Origin of the sequence: Fluviispira sanaruensis, from assembly GCF_004295685.1 — a bacterium.
Taxonomy (GTDB): Bacteria; Bdellovibrionota_B; Oligoflexia; order Silvanigrellales; family Silvanigrellaceae; genus Silvanigrella; species Silvanigrella sanaruensis.
Map to the genome: position 1 here is coordinate 3,375,019 of NZ_AP019368.1, position 20,184 is coordinate 3,395,202.

The following is a 20,184-nucleotide window of genomic DNA, read 5'->3' on the forward strand; positions in this document are numbered from 1 at the left end:
TAAGTGCTATCGATCAGGGAAGCAATAAAAATGTTAAAATCTATTTTAGGAAGCGCCACTAAGCAAATTGAAGTTATTAAAAGAAAAAGTGGAGAAAAATTCATAGAAAAAATTTATGGCGAAGACGCTATGAAAGTTTTTTATGGAAGTCCTGCTGGAGCTGCTTTTACTGCAAAATTTTTAACGAATAAATGGATCAGTAACATTTATGGCGCTTACAACGATTCTGGAGCCAGTAAGCATAAAATTGAAGAATTCGTAAATAACATGGGCATCGATGTCTCTGAATCAGAAAAAGACATTTCAGAATATCATTCCTTTAATGATTTTTTTGCAAGAAAATTACATCCACGGGCGCGACCAATCAATCGCTTGAGTAGCAGCATTATATCCCCTGGTGATGGAAGGTTGCTCGTTTTTCCAAAAATATCAGAAACAACTTTAAGTTATGTCAAATGGGCTCCTATTCAACTCATTGATCTTTTTCAGGGCAATGAAAGTTTAGTCGAACGCTATAAAAATGGTTCTTGTGCCATTCTTAGATTATGCCCTTCAGATTACCATCGATTTCACTTTCCCGTTTCTGGTAAAGCAGGGATCACAAAAACAGTTCCAGGACTTCTTCATTCCGTAAATCCTTATGCATTAGAACAACAAATTCCCGTGTACTGCATGAACAAGCGCACTTTATGTGAGCTGGATTCCGATCAATTTGGCAAAGTTCTGTTAATGGAAGTGGGTGCACTTTTTGTAGGAACTATCGTGCAAACTTATAGACCTGCTGTACAAGTCGAAAAAGGAGATGAAAAAGGTTACTTTAAATTTGGCGGAAGCACCTGCATTTTCTTTTTTGAAAATGGTATAATGGAATTTGACACTGATATTGTGAAATCTTCTGAACAGGGCTTGGAAACTCTCGTTCAAATGGGAGAAAAAATAGGTCATTTAGCGGAAAGGAAAGTCTAAATGCACAATTCGGATGTTTTCCCAGAAATCGTCCGAGAAAAAAATATCTCTTTTAGAGAATTAGAATATTTGACCAATATCTGCTTTGAAAGTAATGACTACCTAAATAATTTTCCTCAAGTTTTTAATCAAGAAAATAAAGAAAATCTCTTTTTATATAAAATTAATGGGCAAGCGGTTGCATTCTGTTCAATACACCCCATTCACTTTCAATTACCCAATCGAATGTTAAATTCTTATTGTATAGGAAGCGTGTGCACCCATCCAAATTTTAGAAAGAAAGGTTTCGCTAAAAAGATTTTAATGGAAGTTGAAGCTAAAGCAAAAGAAAATCTAGCTGATTTTTTATTTTTATTTAGTGACTATAAATCACTGTATACAAATTTAAATTACGTTCCTGCAGGCAAAACTTATTTAGCCCAAGTAAATTCAAGAATTTCGACATCTATATATCTTAATAAATTAAGAAAATTTAAAACGGAATACAATAAAGCACTGCAGACAATTGAAGAAAGAAAACTAGATTTCTTGAGTATTAATAATTTAGTAGAAATAGATGAAAAGAAAAAATATAATATTTGGCAATTTATCGTTCGCAATGCTCCAAAGTCTGAATCTATTCTTTCTTATTTAGAATTTACAGACATTATAAAAATTAGAAAAATGCAACTCTATCTATTAAGCTATGATCAAACCATTTGTGCAATTGCTTTTATCAACAAAGGGGATGATTTTCAAAATGTAATTCATTCAATTTACTTCAACAATTTTAGTTACGCTCTTGCTCTACTTCAAGAAGTTATTGTAAAAAACACAGAAGAAGAACTTATTTTTTTCCCTGGTTCACATTCATCAGAATTTTTCTCACTTTTTGATTTTCAATCTATCCCTTCGCTATTCTTAAAATCACTCGATGAGAAAAAAATTGCTACGCAAAAATTGCAGGAATTATGCGAAAAAAATGACATTTTTATTGGCAGCTTGCAAGGAACTTAACAAAAATATAATATAAAAATAAATAAATTAACAAAAAGGTCACAAACATGAAAAAAGTAATTGTTCATGATAAATCTATCGAAATGACAGTGCTTATGACTCCAGACATGGTGAATTTTTCTGGAAAAGTTCACGGTGGAGCCATCATGCGACTGCTTGATCAAGTTGCATATGTTTGTGCTTCGCGCTATTCAGGTCACTATGTTGTTACTTTATCAGCGGATCAAGTTTTTTTTAGACACCCCATACATGTGGGCGAGCTTGTTACCTTTTTAGCCAATGTAAATTACACAGGTAAATCGTCAATGGAAATAGGGATTAAAGTTGTTTCAGAAAATACGCGCACACGCATCCGCAACCATGTCTTATCAAGTTATTTTACAATGGTAGCAGTTGATGAAAACTCTCGACCCGTAGAAATAGCCAAGGTAGACGTGACTTCGAATAAAGATCAAGAGCGTTTTGAATCTGCATTACAAAGAAAAAAAATGCGTGAACAATTTTGGAAAAAATAATACGATCTTAAGTTGCAGGTTTTTTAATTTTGATCGTGTCCACATTATAGCTACTTTTCCCATCTTGTGTATTTACAAGTACAATTTTTAGTTCAAAATTTTGTGGTTTCTGAGTGTTAATCTTTTGAATTAAGCTATTAATCTCCGCTTTCGAAATACTAAAAGTATCCGCACTTGGGCTGATACTTTTTATACGTGCAGCATTCTGTGGCTTTTTGTGAAAATCATCCAATGCTTTATAATCCCCTGTAGCGACCGTGTCATTTACTAAAATAAAGTAACTAGAAGCTTTTTGACCACCATTTTTAACTGTAAAAACGAGATCGCTGAAAAAATAAGGAAAGCCTGTGGCTAGAAATTTAATGTTTAAATTTGTACTTGTAAAAGTATATTCCGGAGAACTGATTCCAATAACTGAAAGGGAATTGCCCTTCAAATAAACCAATTTATCTGGTGTAAGTTCCACAGGATTTGTATGATGGGACTCAGTGATTTTAATTTCAATAGAAGGTTCTGCTGAGTAATTATCAGGTGTCATTACTGCAGTTATATAGATTACTTTTGCGTTAACATTATCAGAAAATTTAATCGAATCACTTTTAAATAAGTTGAGTGTATTAGAAGCCGGGTCACTATAATTATAACTTTTTGAACTATTCCCTGTACCGATTTCAACTTTAGTTAAATTAAGTTTACAAGCCGTGTCATCTTTAGCAACTTCAAGACTTGAAGCGCCCACATCACTCTGAAGAATCCAAGAACTATTATCCTCTTTATCAAAGCAGTTCACATATGTGCCATGTAACCTATAATCTGCTATATTCATTGATAAACTTGCGGAATTTACATTTTCAAGTTTTACTTTATATACTTCTCTCTTGTTATCTTTACCACAACCTACAATAATCATTGATATCATTGAAATTGATATTAACGTTTTTGAAATATATCTTTTTTTCATAAACACCTCCTTGTGTTCAAAAATGACTTTAAGAGCAAAGCAAAAAATCTTTGCGAGTTTTATATAAAATATTTATAAATAAAAATCAATTTTTAAATATATAATTTGATTTGACTTATAGGCATATTTACACCTAAATATTGTAATAGTACAAATTTTCAATAATTTAAATAATTGTTTTAAATATTTATGTTATGATTTCTTGTTGTTTTTATTTGTAAAGAATAATTGTAAATTTTAATATAATATTAATAAATTATGGATAGTTATTTTTTTCGGATTGAGCTATATAATTTATAAAATATTAGCAAAATAATTTAGTTTAATTTGCTATTACATAGGCTCTTGCAGATTTTCGAGAATTTCTACTATCACTTTATCTATATCACGATTTGCCTTTAAGGAATTAATTGACTCACCAATTGTTTTATTTTCTGGCTTATTCAAAATAACATAATTCATCTGAGGATAACTTTTAGAAATTACAAAATTTGAGTCTGAAAAAGTTTTGCCTTCTTTCATTTGCACAATAATTTTACCACTGAACGCAGCAAACTTTTTTGAACTTGTGTTGTAAATAACCGCTGGCTTCTTCTGCAAAGAAGTATTATTTCCTTGCGATTGCATTTGAGTATTGACTTCATAAATCTTAAAACTTTGTGTTGTTAAAACCTTTTTTATTTCTTTATCCTCATGACTCTCTTTTTTATTGAATGAAATCTTTAAGTTTGGGTAATAAGAATATTTTACACCATCTTGTATAAAGGTTTCGGCTGCCCCATAATTTTTAATCAAATTTTCTTGTTCTGCCAGACTTTTTTTATAATCAGCATCACTCATTATTTGATCATTGCTATCAGCTATTTGTATATTTTTATTGATAGCAAAACCTCCACCAGCATATAAAAGCGAAGCACTTAGTAGACTAACCATTGGAAAAATTTTTTTTATTTTCATAAAATTCATACTCCTAGAAAAATTAAAGTTCTAAAAAATCACTGAGACTTATTTATGCCCAGTGACCATAATTTTCCAGCCTTTAAATGTCGTATTTGAATTGAAGAAGCCTGCATTAATCACTTTAAGTTTCCAGTTACCAGAGCTATTTTCTCCATAGAAAGCATTGCTTTGCAAGGTGATTTTATCCAATTTTTTAGTGTAGACAAAACCATTTCCAACATTCCACAGAATGCTCTTAGTCCCACTTGGAGAAGTCAATTCAAAACCAATATCACCTAAATTTGTACTGTCTGCAGACACTTGAATTTGCACTGATTCAATATTTAAGCCATCCCTAGTAGGAATATTCAAACTCGTAACGTAACCATTAGGATCTGCTTTAGGTACCTGCTTAGTGTGATCGATGAATTTTGAACTCATTTCTTGATATTGGCCTAAATTGACTTTGTAATTTTTTGCCAATTCTACTGCTTCAGAAACATTGACTCGGCCAAATCCATACCAATTTGAAAAACTAAACCCAGCCGCATTTTTGACCCAGCCCTGTTCAGCTTGATAAAGCGAATTGCTATCTCCTTTGACCAATTGAACTTGTGAGCCTGCATTCTCTGCGTCTACTTTTGTTGATGTTTTTGCTAAAATATATTTAACATCTCGCCAAGTTAATTTTGGATTGGCTTCTAGAATGAGAGCCAAGCTTCCCGAAGTCACAGGCGCAGCAGACGATGTGCCATTCATTGTATTTGTATAATCACCATCCAAATTTTCATCGAAATTGAGTGCATTAAATTCATTGCGTATGTTTAAAACAGAATCGAGATCATTCAAATCAGCCGTTTTACTCATACCATAGCGAGTTCCACTGTAATCTGTTGTGATTATAGCAGGCTCACCAATTGTTGGTCTGTATTTGCTCCAATCAATTTTTTTATCATAATCACTATATCTTCCTTCAACAAATTCTTTGTTAACCCCATATTCACCCCCAGGAGCACTGACCCAAAGCGAAGATCCTGCGGTTGAATAACTCGCTTTTTTTCCTTTTGCATTTAATGCGCCTACAACGATGGTTTCTGGGATAGCATTTAATAAATTCATATTCGAATTTTGGCAGGAAACATTTATTTCATTTGCTTTAGAACATTTAAAATAAAATATTCCTGAAGATATATAGCCATTACCTGCTGATTTAACATAAAGTGCACCTTTTCCATCACGCAACTGGCGTGCTCCATAGCGCATAGCCAAAGCACCAGAACTGATTAATGGGTGACTATCTGGAATCTGTTCGAGATTTGAAAAACCAAAGCTCATATTAAAAATATCATTTCCTTGAGAAGCATCTGAGCCACCTAGAGCATCGACAAAGTTTTGAAAGTTTTGTGACCCACTTGAAATAACATTATATCCAGATAATTTCGCGCGTGGTGCAACTCCAGAACCTCCAAACCCAAGATTACTGCGCATAGCAATTATTCCTGCAACCATTGTTCCATGATCAACTACATCATCTTCTAAATCACCTTCGCTATCTTCTGCGGGTGATGGTGAAGGATCATTTGGTGCCAAGCGATTATTTTTAAAATTAATAGACCAAGATTTACTGACATATTCTTCGTTATCAATATTCGGATTCAATGATTTATGAGCAATGTCAATGCCAGAGTCAACAACTCCGACGCGTATTCCATTCCCACTTAAGCATTGTTTCTTTAACACATCATCGACATTTATATCTTCACCTGCGATTCCGCTTTCAGAAGCAAATGCATCTTGTCCTGTGTTCTTTAAATGCCATTGGTATTTACCAAGAGGATTTAATTTCTCATTAGCTAAATCCGTACAGAATTTATTTCGTTTTATCTCAGTATTATTTGCATCGAAAGAACTTTGAGCAGTTAAGACTGATTTTGTCGATAATTCTACATTTTCTTGATTTTTATTTCCACAAGATGATAAAAACGAGATAGCAATAACAGGTACAGAAAGAATAAGCATATTCTTTTTATTTATGATCATGGCTTCACTCCGTATTAAAAGTCAAAAAATGAGTCAAGCAATCGGCTCATTTTAAAAATCAAATCGAAAGACAACAAAATCAAAGGGGCTTTTTAGTAAAGTTTTCTATAACTTCAACCTTTATACTTTCGATCGAAGAAATATTTTCTTCTCTAATTTCTTTAATCACATCTGATATTTTTGCATTTTCGGGTATATCAACAATATAATAACCGATTTGTGGATAATCTTTATGTTTAAGTTTACTGCTTAATTTAAAATTATTGTTTGCTTTCACAATAATTTTCTCGCTCAAAACACCCACTTTTTTGGTCTTATTGTTTATAACAACGCGATAACCTTTTTTCTTATCTTGATTATCCCCTAAAGCATGCATTGAAGTTTTTAGAGATGAATTTTGCGAAAGTGAACTTGATTTTTCATTATATACTTTAAGTCCTTCTTTTTCAAAAATAACTTCGTTTTCAAATTTATCCCCGCCGCTCTCAACAGAATTTTCGAAACCACTTTTTCTTAATTTTTTATTTGGTTCTTTATTATTTTCTTTAACATGTTCAGTTTCCTTTGACAAACTTGCACGAACACCTTCTACTACTGAAAAATCCTGTGATTCATCTGAATATTGATCTACAATTGCATAATGATTTAATTTTTGAGCTTCTGTTTGATCATTTGCAAAACTTTGAGATGCGTATAGAGAAGTTAATAAACACAGTCCTAACTTTAAAGTCGATTTTTTCATAAGTTAAAATACCTCAATTAAAATATTTAAGTAAACAAATAAATATATCATTTGCAAAACTCATTATGCTTTCGTTTTTTGTCCTGCAAATTGAATACCTAAACCTTTGAGTTTCACGTTAGCACTGTGCAAGCCAGAATTTATAATCTTAACTTTCCAGACGCCTTTACTATTTTCTCCATAAAACGCATTGCTTTGGATTGGCATATTTTTTAAATTGCCTTTATTAGAAAATGCATTGCCGATATTCCAGATAATACTCTTTGTCCCACTTGGAGAAGTTAATTCAATTCCAACATCTCCAATATAACTACTATCAATCGAGACAAAAAGACGGACAGAATCTAAGGTTAGATTTTGTGCACTCCGTACAGTTGGTAATGAAACCGTGTAAGAATTTTGCACGCCTTGTTTAATTTCTGTATTGAAACCAATTGTTTTTAGCGCTGACTCTCGAGGTATCTCAACATATTGTCCTAAACTGCCTAGCTTATATTTCTTTGCTAACTTAACAGCTTCAGCAACATTTACGCGACCAAATCCGTAGTAATTTGAGAAATGAAAACCAGCCGCATTATTTACCCAACCTTGTTCTGCTTGGTACTCACCATCAGCAAGTTTGACTTTTACACCTTCAAAATATGGATCAACTTTTGTTGCTGTTTTAGCAAGAATGTATTTAACATCTCGCCATGTTAATTTTGGATTTGCTTCTAAAATAAGTGCAATACTTCCAGAAGTAACAGGTGTTGCAGATGATGTTCCATTCATGGTATTTGTGTAATCGTAACTTTCGTTTTCTTCGACCAATCCTGCATTAAAAGTATTTCGTATATCTAAGATTTCTTCTGCTATGTTTAAATTAATTTTTTTACTCATTCCACTAGCAGAACCGGACATATCTGTAGTTACAATTGCTGGATCTCCAGCTGTTGCTCTTTTCTTTGACCAGTCAAAAGCAATGCCTAATCTGCTAAATTGCTCACTAAGCCAGTCTTTATCAAAACCAAATTCTCCACCAGGTGCGCTAATCCACAAAGATGAGCCTGTCGTAGAATAACTAGTCTTTACACCATTGGCATTTAATGCTCCGACAGTTATTACTTCTGGCAATGAATTATCTGTATTCATATTTGAATTTTGACATGAAACATTTAATTCCAACGCTGTTTTACATGCAGAGAGATAAGGTTCTTCATTTCCTAATTTATAAAAACCATTTCCTGCAGCTTTTACATAAAGTGCACCTTTTCCATCTCTTAGATTTTTTACACCATAGCGATAAGCAGTGAGTGAACCATTTGTAACAAAATCATCTGAACTGATTTGTGAGATATTATTATCACCATAACTCATACTAAAAATATGGTTTTTATTTGACTCTTCAGAGCCACCCAAGGAGTCGACAAAGTTTTGGAAAGTCTGAACATTATCTTCTTGCTGGATAATATTATATCCAGTTAAAAAGGCGCGGGGAGCAACGCCAGATCCGCCATAACCTAAATTACTGCGCATACCAATAATTCCTGCAACCATCGTCCCATGATCGTCTTTATCTTGTGCTATAGGTGAAGGATCGTGCTTTTGGAGTCTGTTTTCTCTGAAATTTAATGATATTGGCAGCTCCTGACTGTTTCTATCATTTCTTACCACATTGTCTTTTAATGAACGATGCTTTATTTCAAGCCCAGTATCAACAACAGCTACGTTAACTCCATAACCACTGAGACAATCTTCTTTCAATACGCTTGCGACATTTATATCTTCGCCAGAAACTCCAGGATTGGATGCGAATGCTTTTTGCCCCGTATTCTTTAAATGCCATTGGTATTTACCTAGGGGATTTAATTTTTCATTTGCTAAATCTGTACAAAACTTTGGAGACTTTAATTCTGAGATATCATTCTCAACATCAAGTGATTCAGATCTATTTGCAAATTGCAGTTCTGCTTGATTGGAACCCTTTCCACACGATGATAGGAAAGAAATAGAAACGACTGATACCGAAAGCAATGCTGTGCAGTTCTTGTATAAACCCATAAAAACACTCCGTTTTCTGAGAAATATTCATATTATCTAATGTATTGACTGGATAGCCAAAATATAAAAGTTCATACGGTTTGTCAAATTTTTATGGTTGGTTTTTAAAAGAAATATTTTGAGAGAAATTTGGTGTCCTCAACTACTATAATAGTACAATAAATATTGTTAAAAACACAAATGACTCTACTCTTTATATTATTAATTTAAAAATAATTAATTTTAATAGATGGGATTTACTTAATAAAAATGGATAAATGCATTGCGAAAACAAAATTAAATGTGACAATTCATAAATAATATTAAATTAATATATTTTATTTTTTTTTAAAATTTACCAAATTACAAGATCTACTTTCTCATCCCATTGATCAATGGGTAAGCTATCAAAAATAAATTTTTCTGAGGGTAAGCAAAATACCGTTGTTACATTATTCTTAAATTTATTAAGAAATCTATCATAATAACCGCCTCCGTAGCCAAGTCGATAACCGTCCTGCGACGCTGCTAAACCTGGAACAAATAACAATAGTGGCGGCTTATTCTCCGAATAAAAAAAGCAATGTTCTTCGCTTTTTTCTTTTATTCCATATTTATTTTCAATATATTCTGTTTTTCCATCCCCGAATTCAAACCACATTATTTGATTATCTTCTGTTATAGCAGGAAATAGCCAGGTTTCTGAAGCAAAACAAGCAATATCGAGTTCATTGCGAATTGGAAAATAACAAGCCACCTTAATTTTATTTTCTTGCTCTTTCTTCTTTAATTCTTGCACAGTTAATTTTAACAAATCTAATGCCCTAAAAAATTGCCGCGCTCCCCAATCTTGTGGTTTAGAGTTTTCTGCAAGAACTTTTCTTTCTTCGATAAGTATTTTTCTCAATTCCGTCTTTTTCATTGAAACATCTAAGCTATTTTGATTTGCGGAAAGGATTTGGCTTAAATTTCTCATTTCTGTCTTGTCGCCTCCTTGTAATTAGAATAACCTAAGTATCGTTTGTTAACCTCTTTCAAGGAGAAATGCCATGGCATTGTCGGATACACTTGTAAAAATGTCACCTGTAAAAGGTGAGTACTATCTAGTTGAACGCGAGAAAATAGATGATCTCTATCGCAATGCAGGACATGGGGACGAAGATGAAGTTCCTAATTTCATTACTATCGATGGCAAAGAATGTCTCTTTACCGAAAATTTTATAGAAAAAGATGGTAAAGAATATGAAATCGTCATGGTTGCAAACGGATTTTCTTGGGAAGATATTATTATTTATGATGAAGATGAAGATGAATAATTTATAACATGGTAGCTACTCTTTCTTTTTTAGGCAAAGAACTGGCAGCAAACCTTGCTATTGAAAAACCCCTACATGTCTATCATGAATTGGGGTCTTCTATTCTTTTATCTCAAAATATTATTTTAAATAATAATATCCTCATCCGTAGTGAAAATCTTGAAGCACTTAAATTTCTACATATCTCTCATACCAAATTTAATATTATTTATATAGATCCTCCATATAATACAGGATTAAAATTAACTTATAAAGATAATTTTAAATCTCCTTTAGAAAATCAGGATGCTTGGCTTTGCATGATTTATCCACGTATTATTTTAGCACATAAAATTTTGCAGGAGAATGGTGTTATTTTTGTTTCAATAGATGATCGTGAAAATGCAAATTTAACAATCTTAATGCGTGAAGTTTTTGGTATCAATAATCATATTGGCACTATTAAGTGGCGCAAAAAAAATAAGCCCTCATTCTTGGATAAACATTTAGGGAGCGTCATTGAATATATTCTTGTTTTTGCAAAAAATAAGAAAAAATTATTGAAATTAGTTGGAGAAAAAAGCACTGAAATAAGCCGCCCTGTACTCAATTTTACCAACCCAATTTCAAACCGCATCTTACTTGCCGGAACAAAAGCCAAATGTAAAGATGGGGTTTATCCAAAAGGGATGTACACAAATCGCACTCTCAGTTTAGAACTAAAACAAGAAGCTGTGATTAAAAATGGAACACTATTACAAAGCACTGAAGTCAGCGGTAAATTCAGAGTATCCCAAGAAATTCTTGACAAAAGTGTTTTTATTACAAAAACTTTTGGCTTAAGAAGAAGTATTCTTGAAAGTGAACAGGTACAGAGGCACGCTACAGATGACGCCACCCTCAATTTTGAAAGCAATGAAGATGCTGAAACGCAACTAAAATCTTTATTCAACGGAGAAAAAGTCTTTGACTTTCCAAAACCTGTTGGACTTTTAAAACATCTCATATCTATGTATCAAACAGAAAATGAAAATGAAAAAATTCTCTGCCTTGATTTCTTTGCTGGCAGTGCAACTCTTGCCCAAGCTGTCTATGATTTGAATTTTATAAAACAAAATAAATATTTATTTTGTTGTGTACAAAGTGATGAAAAAATAAATAAATCTGTAAATTATAACGGTTTACACACAGTCGCTGATATAGCACAACAACGCATAAAAGCTATTGAAGAGAAGTACAAAATTTTTCCTAGATGCAAAATTTTCACAACAAAAAGTCAAAAAAATTAATACTTATTATTGATATTAAAGAATTATTAATTCAAAATATATCTCAGCGATAGAATTTACGTATTTGAAGGGAAAAAAATGCTTTTTTCAAGGCTTATAAATATAAATTGTCTTATATACTCTTTATCTATAATAAGTTTAATTTGCTCATGGAAGAGCTTTTCTCAACCATTAGATGATCAAAGAAAATCAATAAAAATTGAAGGTGAACCAGAAGGAGCTGATGTTTCTGATATCCCCCTATCTCCTTTCGAATATGATTTTGATTCTTTCAATACAGGCTTTATGCCAGAAAAAGAACTAATTAATTTATTAGACAGACCAGAAGAGTTAACAGGAATGTCACAAAAAGAATTATCATTAGAATTTGATATGAAAAAATAAGGGGTTTTTATGTTAAATGATATATTTATGATGTATCGGAATGGTGAAGTCATCCCTTATGTACTACTCGCAATTGTTGCTGTTGGATATATAATCATCTTCGAAAAATTTATTGTTCTTCAATTTGTTTACCGCATAAATTTTGAAAAATACAATACACAAATGAAAAAAATGCTCACTGCAAATGATATGGAAAGAGCTAGAAATTTTAGTCGTGCAACTTCGAGAACGACTGTCCCCATGCTTGCTATCAAAGCTATCGATGCTTATGAAACCGATCCCATGCGTGTTCGTTCTGCAGTCTCTGAAGAGAGCTTAAGATTTTTCCCACGCATACGTAGACGTATCAACCAACTACCGAATTTAGCAGCCACCTGTGTGCTTTTAGGCGCCATTGCCGCAGTTCAGGGAATTTGGGGTTCATTTCATATGGTCGAAGGTCTTGAGCTCGGAATAAAAAGCTTTGCCTTTTCTTCTGGACTTTCCCATGCATTGTTACCTTTGACTATCTCCCTCGTGTCAGCTGTTGTCCTTATGTTACCTTTTGGAATTTTGGACGCAATTGCTTGGAGACTTGAAGCAGAAATGGAACACAGTTTATGTGTAATTCTTAATATTCTATCACCAGAAATGCAACCAATGTTTGCGGGTGGTGGTGGTAGCTCATCAAACAATAACAATTCAAATGATGATTCGCAGGGCGGAGGATATTCTCCTTCTTCTGGTGGCATGGATTCGGATGACGACATGGATGACAAACCAAGGAGAGCAGGAAATGAAAGCGGGGCGGGTAGTCTACAAGAAGTTCCTGACGAAGAAGAAATTATCTAGCTTTGGGTGGACACATTGGGGTTTTGCTCTCATTGTGACCGTCGGTCTTGGAATTTTATTTACATTTATAGAACTGGTAAAAATGCATGATAGAAAAGTTGTTTTTTTTAATATCAGAACTGTAAATACAGAATACTCAAAAACGGAACCCATTAAAAATGAAGCTGTTCTCACAAATAATTCACCTGTTTTTGTATTCTTGAAAGACAATGTATTATTTGGTTCATTAAAAAGTATAATAGCACCTCAACCAAATGATGATGTACTTATATTAGGCGAAAATTGGAAAGAGGATTTTCTTGAAAAGATAAGTTTTTACAAAAATAAAAGATTAATATTTCCCGCAAAAGTCTTTGGCATTGTTTTTGAAAGAAGTCTTACTTATGAAAAACATGCAGAAATATTACAACAAGCTTTCGAAGTCATAACTCTCGAAAATCAAATTTTAGGAAAATCTCCTTTAAAAAAATCATATCCAGCAATTGTTTTTTTAGATGCAATTAAGTCTCCATGAGGAAGTAAATGTTTACGAGAGCAACCAAAAAATTTGGAGTTTGGAAAGAAGAAAGAGAGAGCTCTAAAATTTTTTATTTAGTTACATCTCGTCACTTTTTCTTTTCTCTTGCCATTGCTGCATTTGTAAGCTGGATAATATTTCTTATAACTATTAAAGTTCGTCAAGAATTTTATGTCATGGAATCTACAACAAGAACGTTTACAAAATTCAAAAATCTTAAAAAAATAAATCCTGGATTTTATTTTACGGAAAGAAGATCAGCACTTTCTATTTTATTAATTCTAGATAAAGAATCAGGATTTAAAATTTTTTTTGATACTGGAAAATCTTTTTACCTACCTAAACAAGCAAATGAATTTTTAATGTATCTTGAAGAGCGAAGACAAAATATTATGTTAACATCAATGCTCATGCGTATAGAAGATCGTTCCATATCAAGAGTAAAAATATGGTCTGACAACAATGTTTCATTTAAAGATATTCGCTATATTATGAAATTATTTTCACAATATGGTTACGATGATTTTGATTTCGTAGTCGAGAGGTAATCTCTATGGCAGGAAATTATTTTAAAGGAATGAAAAGAAAAAAAATCTTATCGGATAACGCATATCTTCATTTAGTCGTTTTCCAAACCGGATCAATCCAAGTTGAAAAAAAATTGAAAATCTCTTCATTATTCACAAAAAAAGTAAATATTGGCTCTAAACCAACATGTGATCTATTTATTCCATATGCTCGTACCTTACTTGAAATGTGTATTTTTAAAATTGGCAGAAGTTATGTTGATATTATTTTAGATCCACGCTTAGATGGTTTTTTAAATTCAGGTAATAAATATGGAGAATTAAAAGAGTTTACGTCACCGCGCGGATCCTTAGCAAAATTAACATCAATAGAAGATCCACTTATTGTTCCACTCGAGTATGGATCAAGAGGAACAATACGTTACAGCGGCTTTGACATTGCATTTAAAATAGAAAAAGAGCAAATACCAAAGAAAATTAATAGTTTAAAAGGCGCTGATAATAATCCATTCGCTTTGCCTCCATATGATGTTTCAATAGAACGTAATGTTATTCCAATTAGTTTAATCGCTACTGGACTTGCTTTTGTTCCAGTGCTTTTTTGGTTATTAAACGCGCCAATGAAACCCGAAACAGGTCTTATAAATTTACCTGCAGAAGTGTCTCTCGGTTTTATTGCTCCCGATAATTTACGACTGCTTCCTTTTGTGTTTAAAACACAATATTCTGATGAAAATGCTACTAAACTTGCTGTATTTTGGGTCAGAGAATTGCAAAAAAGATGGGAATATGCAGAAGATGGAAAAGAATATAAATCCATAATTCCATTTTTAAGTAATGCGCATAAATATATGGACTATGAAATTCCTTATGAAAATTGGGAAAAAAAGATTTTTGATAACTATAAGAATATTGATCAATCTATTCCATTTTTTACATTGGAAAGATATTATCAATATTTAAAACCTTATCCTGCATTTTTTACCACACTTTCTGGAAATAATGGTGAATCCCAATATGTTACATTAATAAAGAGAATAAGCCAACTCAAAAAAACAGATGCCGCTATTGTTGAATATTTAACCAGTGAACATGAAATATTAAAAGACTATTATGCAAAAGAATTTAATGCTAAAAAAATAGGAATTGTTGAACCTCCTTCGACAGGTCAAGTACTTGGCCGCCAACCTGCTAAGTCATTTTATACAGAATATCAACAATATAAAGATGCTGAGAGAAATGCATCTATAGCTGAAACATCAGATTTTAGAAGATCTTTTTATCAGGATATTGAGAAAAATAAAGAAATACTCGAAAAACAATCCTCATTACTATCGACTCCAGTTATTTGGATAACAAACACAAACTTAATTATTCCTGCGAATATTAAAAGAATTTATGATAATGAAAATAAAGAAACAGAATTTGCAAATATGTGGCACAATGCTCTGTATTCCACGGGTGTTTATAAAATACCAGATCTTCCACCTCCCAAAGCATACGTTGATATAAAAATGGTTGAGTTTGCAATTTTTAATAAAAAAGAAGAATTAAGATCATGCTATAATACTGTGTTACGCAAAAACCCTGTCTTGCAAGGAAACTTAATATTAAGGTGGCGCATTTTAGAAAGCGGAAAGGCTGCAAATATTGTAGTTTTGAAATCAAGCATTCAGGATCAGAATCTGTTAACTTGCATCGAGTCTCGGATATCGGTTTGGAATTTTCCTAAACCAAAGAACGGTTCAGTTATTGTCACTTACCCATTTCAATTTATTGTGACGCAGAAAAAGTGATTGGAATTTAAATGGACGATTTTTCTTTAAAAATCATTCCACTCGGCGGATGTGGCGAGATTGGAATGAACATGACACTATTATGTGTCATGGATAAATATTTTTTTGTCGATGGTGGAGCTTTATTTCCAGACGCTTCTCTCTTGGGTGTTGATCTCATCTTGCCTGATACAAAATTTATTGATGAAAACCAAATTTGGCCTGAAGCTTGGCTGATCACACATGGTCATGAAGATCATATTGGAGCCCTTCCACATCTCTATAAAAAATATCCTGCACCAATTTATGGAACAGAATTTACTATTGAACTCATAAAAGCAAAGTTTGATGACGCAAATATCAATGATGCCATATTAAATAAATGGGATTTTTTTCAAACTGTTTTTTTTAGAAATTTAAAAGTCACGCCTTTTCCAGTAAATCACAGTATTGCTGATGCCTCAGGTCTTTTTTTTGAAACTCAGCTTGGAAATATATTGCACATGGGAGATTTTCGCATAGATTATTATCCGCCTGAAAAAAGTATGACCCATGAAAATATCGAAAAAGTCATAAATGGTAAAAAAGTTCATCTAATGATGAGTGACAGTACAAATTCATTTCAAACTGGAACTGATTTCAGCGAAACTGAAGTACTACCAAGCATAGTCGATTATTTAGATAAAGCTGAAGGCATTGTCGTTATTGCAACATTTGCAAGTAATATTTGGCGACTTCAAAGTATTTTTGAATCCGCTAAATTAACAGGACGCAAAATTGCTTTATTTGGCCGTTCCCTTTTCCGCAATACAGAAATTGCAAATAGACTTGGTCTATTGAATTTTGCCGAAACAACTATAATCGAAATTCAAGATGTGTCACGCTATCCTAGAAATGAAGTCTGTATTATTTGTACTGGATCCCAAGGTGAATCTTTTTCAGGTTTGCATCGAATTGCTTGGGATAATGTAGCAGATTTTAAAATTGAGGCTCAAGATACTATTATATTTTCCTCAAGAATTATTCCTGGCAATGAACGCCCTATTGAAAGCATAGTGACTCAGCTGACACGTATTGGCTGCAAAGTCGTAACTGCAAAAGATGATAAAAATATTCATGTAAGTGGTCATGGCTATCAAGATGATCTCATAAAGTGTATCAAAACAGCTAAGCCAAAGGCATTTATGCCAGTTCATGGCACATTTAGGCATTTAAAACAGCATAGGGAACTTGCAGTGGAATGTGGAATACCTGAAGAAAATTGCATACTCGTAGAAAATGGAGATGTTCTTGTCGCAGGTCCAGAGTTCTTAGGCGTCGTAGAAACTGTTCATTCTGGAAGAGATTATGTCTGCCCTGGGGGAATTTTTTCACAGTCAAGTCCTATATATAAAGATCGTGTCGCCCTTATTTATGGAGGTGTTGTTGCTGTTAGTTTTGTTTTTCCAGATGTAGGTTATGATTTAATTGGCACTCCAGCGGTTACATTAAAAGGAGTTCCTTTAAATGCTCAAGAGCTTTCAAAAAAAATGTCAATGATTTTTAATTACACAATCGATCTCAGCCTTAAAAAGAGAAATTTCAGCGATGAAGCTCTTCAAGAAGATTTAAGAATTGCCGTGAGAAGGTTTATTGAAAAAAAACTTAATTTTAAAGCTAATATATTAATTTTATTTCAAAGAGTTTAAATTATTATTTAAAAATAAAATTCATTCCTTAAAGTTTTCAGAGTGCTTGTCGATACGCATAAGACTTTATAGGACTTTTCAAAAATGAATGGATTTTATTTATGAGAATTTTCACCTTATTAATATTACTTTTATTAATAAATAATTCTTACGGAAAAAATTTAACTATTAAATTAAGCACATTAGACTTGTATCCATATGTAGGGCAGAGCACGCGGAAAAATGGAATTGTACAAAATATCATTGAATCCGCTTTTGATGTGATTAATTATGATATGGAAACAAATTTTATGCCCTGGGACAATGCTTTGAATGAAACTATGATAGGAAATTATGATGCTGTTTTTCCAGTTTCCTTAACAGAGGAAAGAAAAAAATATTTTTATTATTCTGAACCTGTATATTATCATCATTTAGTATTTTTGATTTCTATCCATTCAAATATCATCTATAATAAATATGACAATTTAAACAAAACTTATGATGAACTCAAGAAATACCGATTCGGAGTTGTGCGTGCCTACGCCAATGAAAAAAACTTTGATCAAAGAACGGATCTGACAAAAATCATAAGTAACAATGATACTTCTAATTTGTTAAAATTAAAAAATAAAACCGTTGATATTGTTTATATAGATAAATACGTAGCCACTTTTCTTATCTATAAAATGAACGATCAGTTTAAAGATCAATTTAAATTCCTAGAACCAGAACTCGCCAATGAAGCTCTCTATATTGCTTTTTCAAAGAAAGCTAAGGACGCATTAAACAAACGAGATAGCTTCAATGCCGGATTGAAGAAAATAAAAGAAAGTGGTCTCTACGACAAAATCCTAAGCAATTTTCAAAAAACAACCTCACAACCTAATTGAGATAAAAAATCGCTTAGTCAAATTTCTAACTTTTGATTTCCTATTATGCTGGAAAAAATTGCCGAATAAAAAAAAGAAATAGTTATTATATGGAATAAAAATGCTTAGATCATTTAAAATATTCAAAAATAATTCAGTCTTCTTATTAAAGATAAAGTATTTATTTTTGTTACTTTTTTTTTATTTAAGCCCACTCTATGCGGCAAACAATGAATCATCTGCTGGAATTATTCTGACTTTATTTCAGCCTGATTATGGTAAATTTTCAACCATTGCAACGACCCAAGGACAACCTAAATTTCAAGCAGATATTTTACTTGTTGGAGGCGATGTCACCTTCATGCGCAAAGGCTTTTTTACCGGTGGCCGAGTCTTATTTGGTAACACATCAACAACCTCTGTGAGCACATCAGCAAGCACTTATGAAGTTGCAAATATTGGGTTGAAAGCAGGATATGGTTTAGATTTAAGTATAATTGATCTAAAATTAGGCTCTTATTTTGGTATTGGAAATTTAAATTTTACCTCAGTTAGCACTACATCAAATGGATCTATTTTAATGGATTATTTATTTTTAGAACCATTTGTTATGGTGGGTGTTGCTGGTGGAAAATACTTTTCAGCAAGTATTGGTGCAGGATATCACTATGCTTTTCCATACAAAGTAACAACATATGGTTCAACCTTGCTGAGCGATCCAACTCAAGCCAGCATAGGCGGAATAAATATAATGTTCGAATTGAGTTTTGGAGATTTTTCTCGTTAAAGTCGAATTAAACTTCCGCCCCAAGTGAATCCTGCTCCGAATGCTACAGTCAAAATAAGATCGCCTTTTTTTAAACGCCCTTGTTCTAAAGCTTCGTTGATGCAGATTGGAATTGTTGCTGAGGTTGTATTTCCATAGCAATGAATATTGTTAAATACTTTTTCTTTTGGCAATTCCATTTTTTCTCTGACCATCTCACTGATTCTTAAATTTGCTTGATGTGGGACGAGGCAGGCAAGATCATTTGCTGAAATATTATGGCGTTTCATAAGTGTTTCTGCGACTTCACACATACGTGTCACTGCATGTTTAAAGACAGAACGACCTTCCATAGTAGGATGCCAATCACCATTTTCCATCGCTTCGGAATTCATAAATCCTTTCGTTGCCGTTCCTGGTGAACGTGTCAATAAAAGCTCTGCTCCAACCCCATCACTGCCTAGAATTGTATCAATGACTCCTGAAATATTATTTTGCACTGTAGGCATTTCTTTCTCGGAACACTCTACTGCTTCACATACAACAGCCGCAGCTCCATCGCCAAATAAAACAGCAACATTGCGTCCCTTTGTGGTTAAATCTAACATTTTGCTTTGTACGTCAGAAAAAACCAGCAATATTCTTTTGTATTGACCACTTTTAATCATTGCTTCAGCCATTTGAGTTGAATAGACAAAAGCACTGCATTGGACTCGAATATCGATAGCAGGTATCGTTGGAAAACCCAGCTTATGTTGAATAATGGGAGCGATGCCTGGAAAATAATAGTCAGGTGACAAAGTCGACGCAATAATATAATCAAAATCAGATGGTTTTAAATTAGAAGCTGCAAGCACGTTTTTGACCGCTTCTATGCCAAGATCTGAAGTAGACACGGATTCTTCGACAAAACGTCTTTCACGAATACCCGATCTTTCGGTTATCCAAGCATCGTTTGTATCCATAAGTTTACTCAGATCATTATTGGTGACCTTACCTGGAGGTAAATACTTAGAAAAATGAGTCATAACCATTTTATATTGCTTTGCCATGTAAAGGCTCCTCTATTAAACATGACGATCC

General features: G+C 32.9%; 20 protein-coding genes. 13 read left to right on the plus strand and 7 right to left on the minus strand.

The window, feature by feature from the left end; translation table 11 throughout:
- The first annotated feature begins 30 nt into the window (after positions 1-30).
- The 3 genes from EZS29_RS14350 to EZS29_RS14360 are packed head-to-tail and all read left to right on the plus strand — an operon-like array spanning position 31 to position 2,477.
- Entirely contained in the window at positions 31-966 is a 936-nt protein-coding gene (locus tag EZS29_RS14350; RefSeq protein WP_130612284.1) for a phosphatidylserine decarboxylase, read from the plus strand.
- A complete protein-coding gene (locus EZS29_RS14355) occupies positions 967-1,962 on the plus strand; it encodes a GNAT family N-acetyltransferase (protein ID WP_130612287.1) in 996 nt (331 codons plus the stop codon).
- Positions 1,963-2,009: 47 nt separating this feature from the next.
- Positions 2,010-2,477 (plus strand): acyl-CoA thioesterase, encoded by a 468-nt coding sequence (locus EZS29_RS14360; RefSeq protein WP_130612290.1) that lies wholly within the window; start codon positions 2,010-2,012, stop codon positions 2,475-2,477.
- 7 nt (positions 2,478-2,484) lie between these two features.
- Here EZS29_RS14360 and EZS29_RS14365 read toward each other — a convergent pair whose 3' ends face one another.
- From EZS29_RS14365 to EZS29_RS14390, 6 genes are all read right to left on the minus strand, one after another.
- Positions 2,485-3,438 carry a hypothetical protein gene (locus EZS29_RS14365; protein ID WP_130612292.1) on the minus strand — a complete coding sequence of 318 codons (954 nt, stop codon included), beginning with the start codon at positions 3,436-3,438 and terminating at the stop codon, positions 2,485-2,487.
- A 333-nt stretch (positions 3,439-3,771) separates the two neighbouring features.
- Entirely contained in the window at positions 3,772-4,395 is a 624-nt protein-coding gene (locus tag EZS29_RS14370) for a hypothetical protein (RefSeq protein ID WP_130612295.1), read from the minus strand.
- A 48-nt stretch (positions 4,396-4,443) separates the two neighbouring features.
- The gene (locus EZS29_RS14375; protein ID WP_130612298.1) at positions 4,444-6,417 is read right to left on the minus strand and encodes a S8 family serine peptidase; all 1,974 of its coding nucleotides are present in this window, start codon (positions 6,415-6,417) and stop codon (positions 4,444-4,446) included.
- A gap of 79 nt (positions 6,418-6,496) precedes the next feature.
- Complete coding sequence (locus tag EZS29_RS14380; protein ID WP_130612301.1) at positions 6,497-7,159, minus strand: hypothetical protein; 663 nt, start codon at positions 7,157-7,159, stop codon at positions 6,497-6,499.
- A 63-nt stretch (positions 7,160-7,222) separates the two neighbouring features.
- Positions 7,223-9,199 carry a S8 family serine peptidase gene (locus tag EZS29_RS14385; protein ID WP_130612304.1) on the minus strand — a complete coding sequence of 659 codons (1,977 nt, stop codon included), beginning with the start codon at positions 9,197-9,199 and terminating at the stop codon, positions 7,223-7,225.
- 334 nt (positions 9,200-9,533) lie between these two features.
- The gene (locus EZS29_RS14390; RefSeq protein ID WP_130612306.1) at positions 9,534-10,154 is read right to left on the minus strand and encodes a 5-formyltetrahydrofolate cyclo-ligase; all 621 of its coding nucleotides are present in this window, start codon (positions 10,152-10,154) and stop codon (positions 9,534-9,536) included.
- A 73-nt stretch (positions 10,155-10,227) separates the two neighbouring features.
- Here EZS29_RS14390 and EZS29_RS14395 point away from each other — a divergent pair, with 73 nt between their 5' ends.
- The 10 genes from EZS29_RS14395 to EZS29_RS14440 all read left to right on the plus strand — a co-directional run bounded on the left by EZS29_RS14395 (position 10,228) and on the right by EZS29_RS14440 (position 19,122).
- Positions 10,228-10,494, plus strand: a complete 267-nt coding sequence (locus EZS29_RS14395) for a hypothetical protein (protein ID WP_130612309.1) — start codon at positions 10,228-10,230, stop codon at positions 10,492-10,494.
- An 8-nt stretch (positions 10,495-10,502) separates the two neighbouring features.
- Entirely contained in the window at positions 10,503-11,762 is a 1,260-nt protein-coding gene (locus EZS29_RS14400) for a DNA methyltransferase (protein WP_130612312.1), read from the plus strand.
- A 78-nt stretch (positions 11,763-11,840) separates the two neighbouring features.
- Positions 11,841-12,146, plus strand: coding sequence for a hypothetical protein (locus EZS29_RS14405; RefSeq protein ID WP_130612315.1), 306 nt, complete (start codon positions 11,841-11,843; stop codon positions 12,144-12,146).
- 9 nt (positions 12,147-12,155) lie between these two features.
- Complete coding sequence (locus tag EZS29_RS14410; protein WP_130612318.1) at positions 12,156-12,977, plus strand: MotA/TolQ/ExbB proton channel family protein; 822 nt, start codon at positions 12,156-12,158, stop codon at positions 12,975-12,977.
- A complete protein-coding gene (locus EZS29_RS14415) occupies positions 12,922-13,491 on the plus strand; it encodes a hypothetical protein (RefSeq protein WP_130612321.1) in 570 nt (189 codons plus the stop codon). Before EZS29_RS14410 ends, EZS29_RS14415 begins: the two co-directional genes overlap by 56 nt.
- 8 nt (positions 13,492-13,499) lie before the next feature.
- Positions 13,500-14,042, plus strand: coding sequence for a hypothetical protein (locus EZS29_RS14420; RefSeq protein ID WP_130612324.1), 543 nt, complete (start codon positions 13,500-13,502; stop codon positions 14,040-14,042).
- Between the two features lie 29 nt (positions 14,043-14,071).
- Positions 14,072-15,817 (plus strand): AgmX/PglI C-terminal domain-containing protein, encoded by a 1,746-nt coding sequence (locus EZS29_RS14425; RefSeq protein WP_172603974.1) that lies wholly within the window; start codon positions 14,072-14,074, stop codon positions 15,815-15,817.
- Positions 15,818-15,828: 11 nt separating this feature from the next.
- Positions 15,829-17,484, plus strand: coding sequence for a ribonuclease J (locus EZS29_RS14430; RefSeq protein WP_130612330.1), 1,656 nt, complete (start codon positions 15,829-15,831; stop codon positions 17,482-17,484).
- 101 nt (positions 17,485-17,585) lie between these two features.
- Positions 17,586-18,356 (plus strand): substrate-binding periplasmic protein, encoded by a 771-nt coding sequence (locus EZS29_RS14435; protein WP_130612333.1) that lies wholly within the window; start codon positions 17,586-17,588, stop codon positions 18,354-18,356.
- A gap of 100 nt (positions 18,357-18,456) precedes the next feature.
- A complete protein-coding gene (locus EZS29_RS14440; RefSeq protein ID WP_130612336.1) occupies positions 18,457-19,122 on the plus strand; it encodes a hypothetical protein in 666 nt (221 codons plus the stop codon).
- Here EZS29_RS14440 and EZS29_RS14445 read toward each other — a convergent pair.
- Positions 19,119-20,153, minus strand: a complete 1,035-nt coding sequence (locus EZS29_RS14445; RefSeq protein ID WP_130612338.1) for a 3-oxoacyl-ACP synthase III family protein — start codon at positions 20,151-20,153, stop codon at positions 19,119-19,121. The genes EZS29_RS14440 and EZS29_RS14445 overlap by 4 nt on opposite strands.
- Positions 20,154-20,184: the final 31 nt, after the last annotated feature.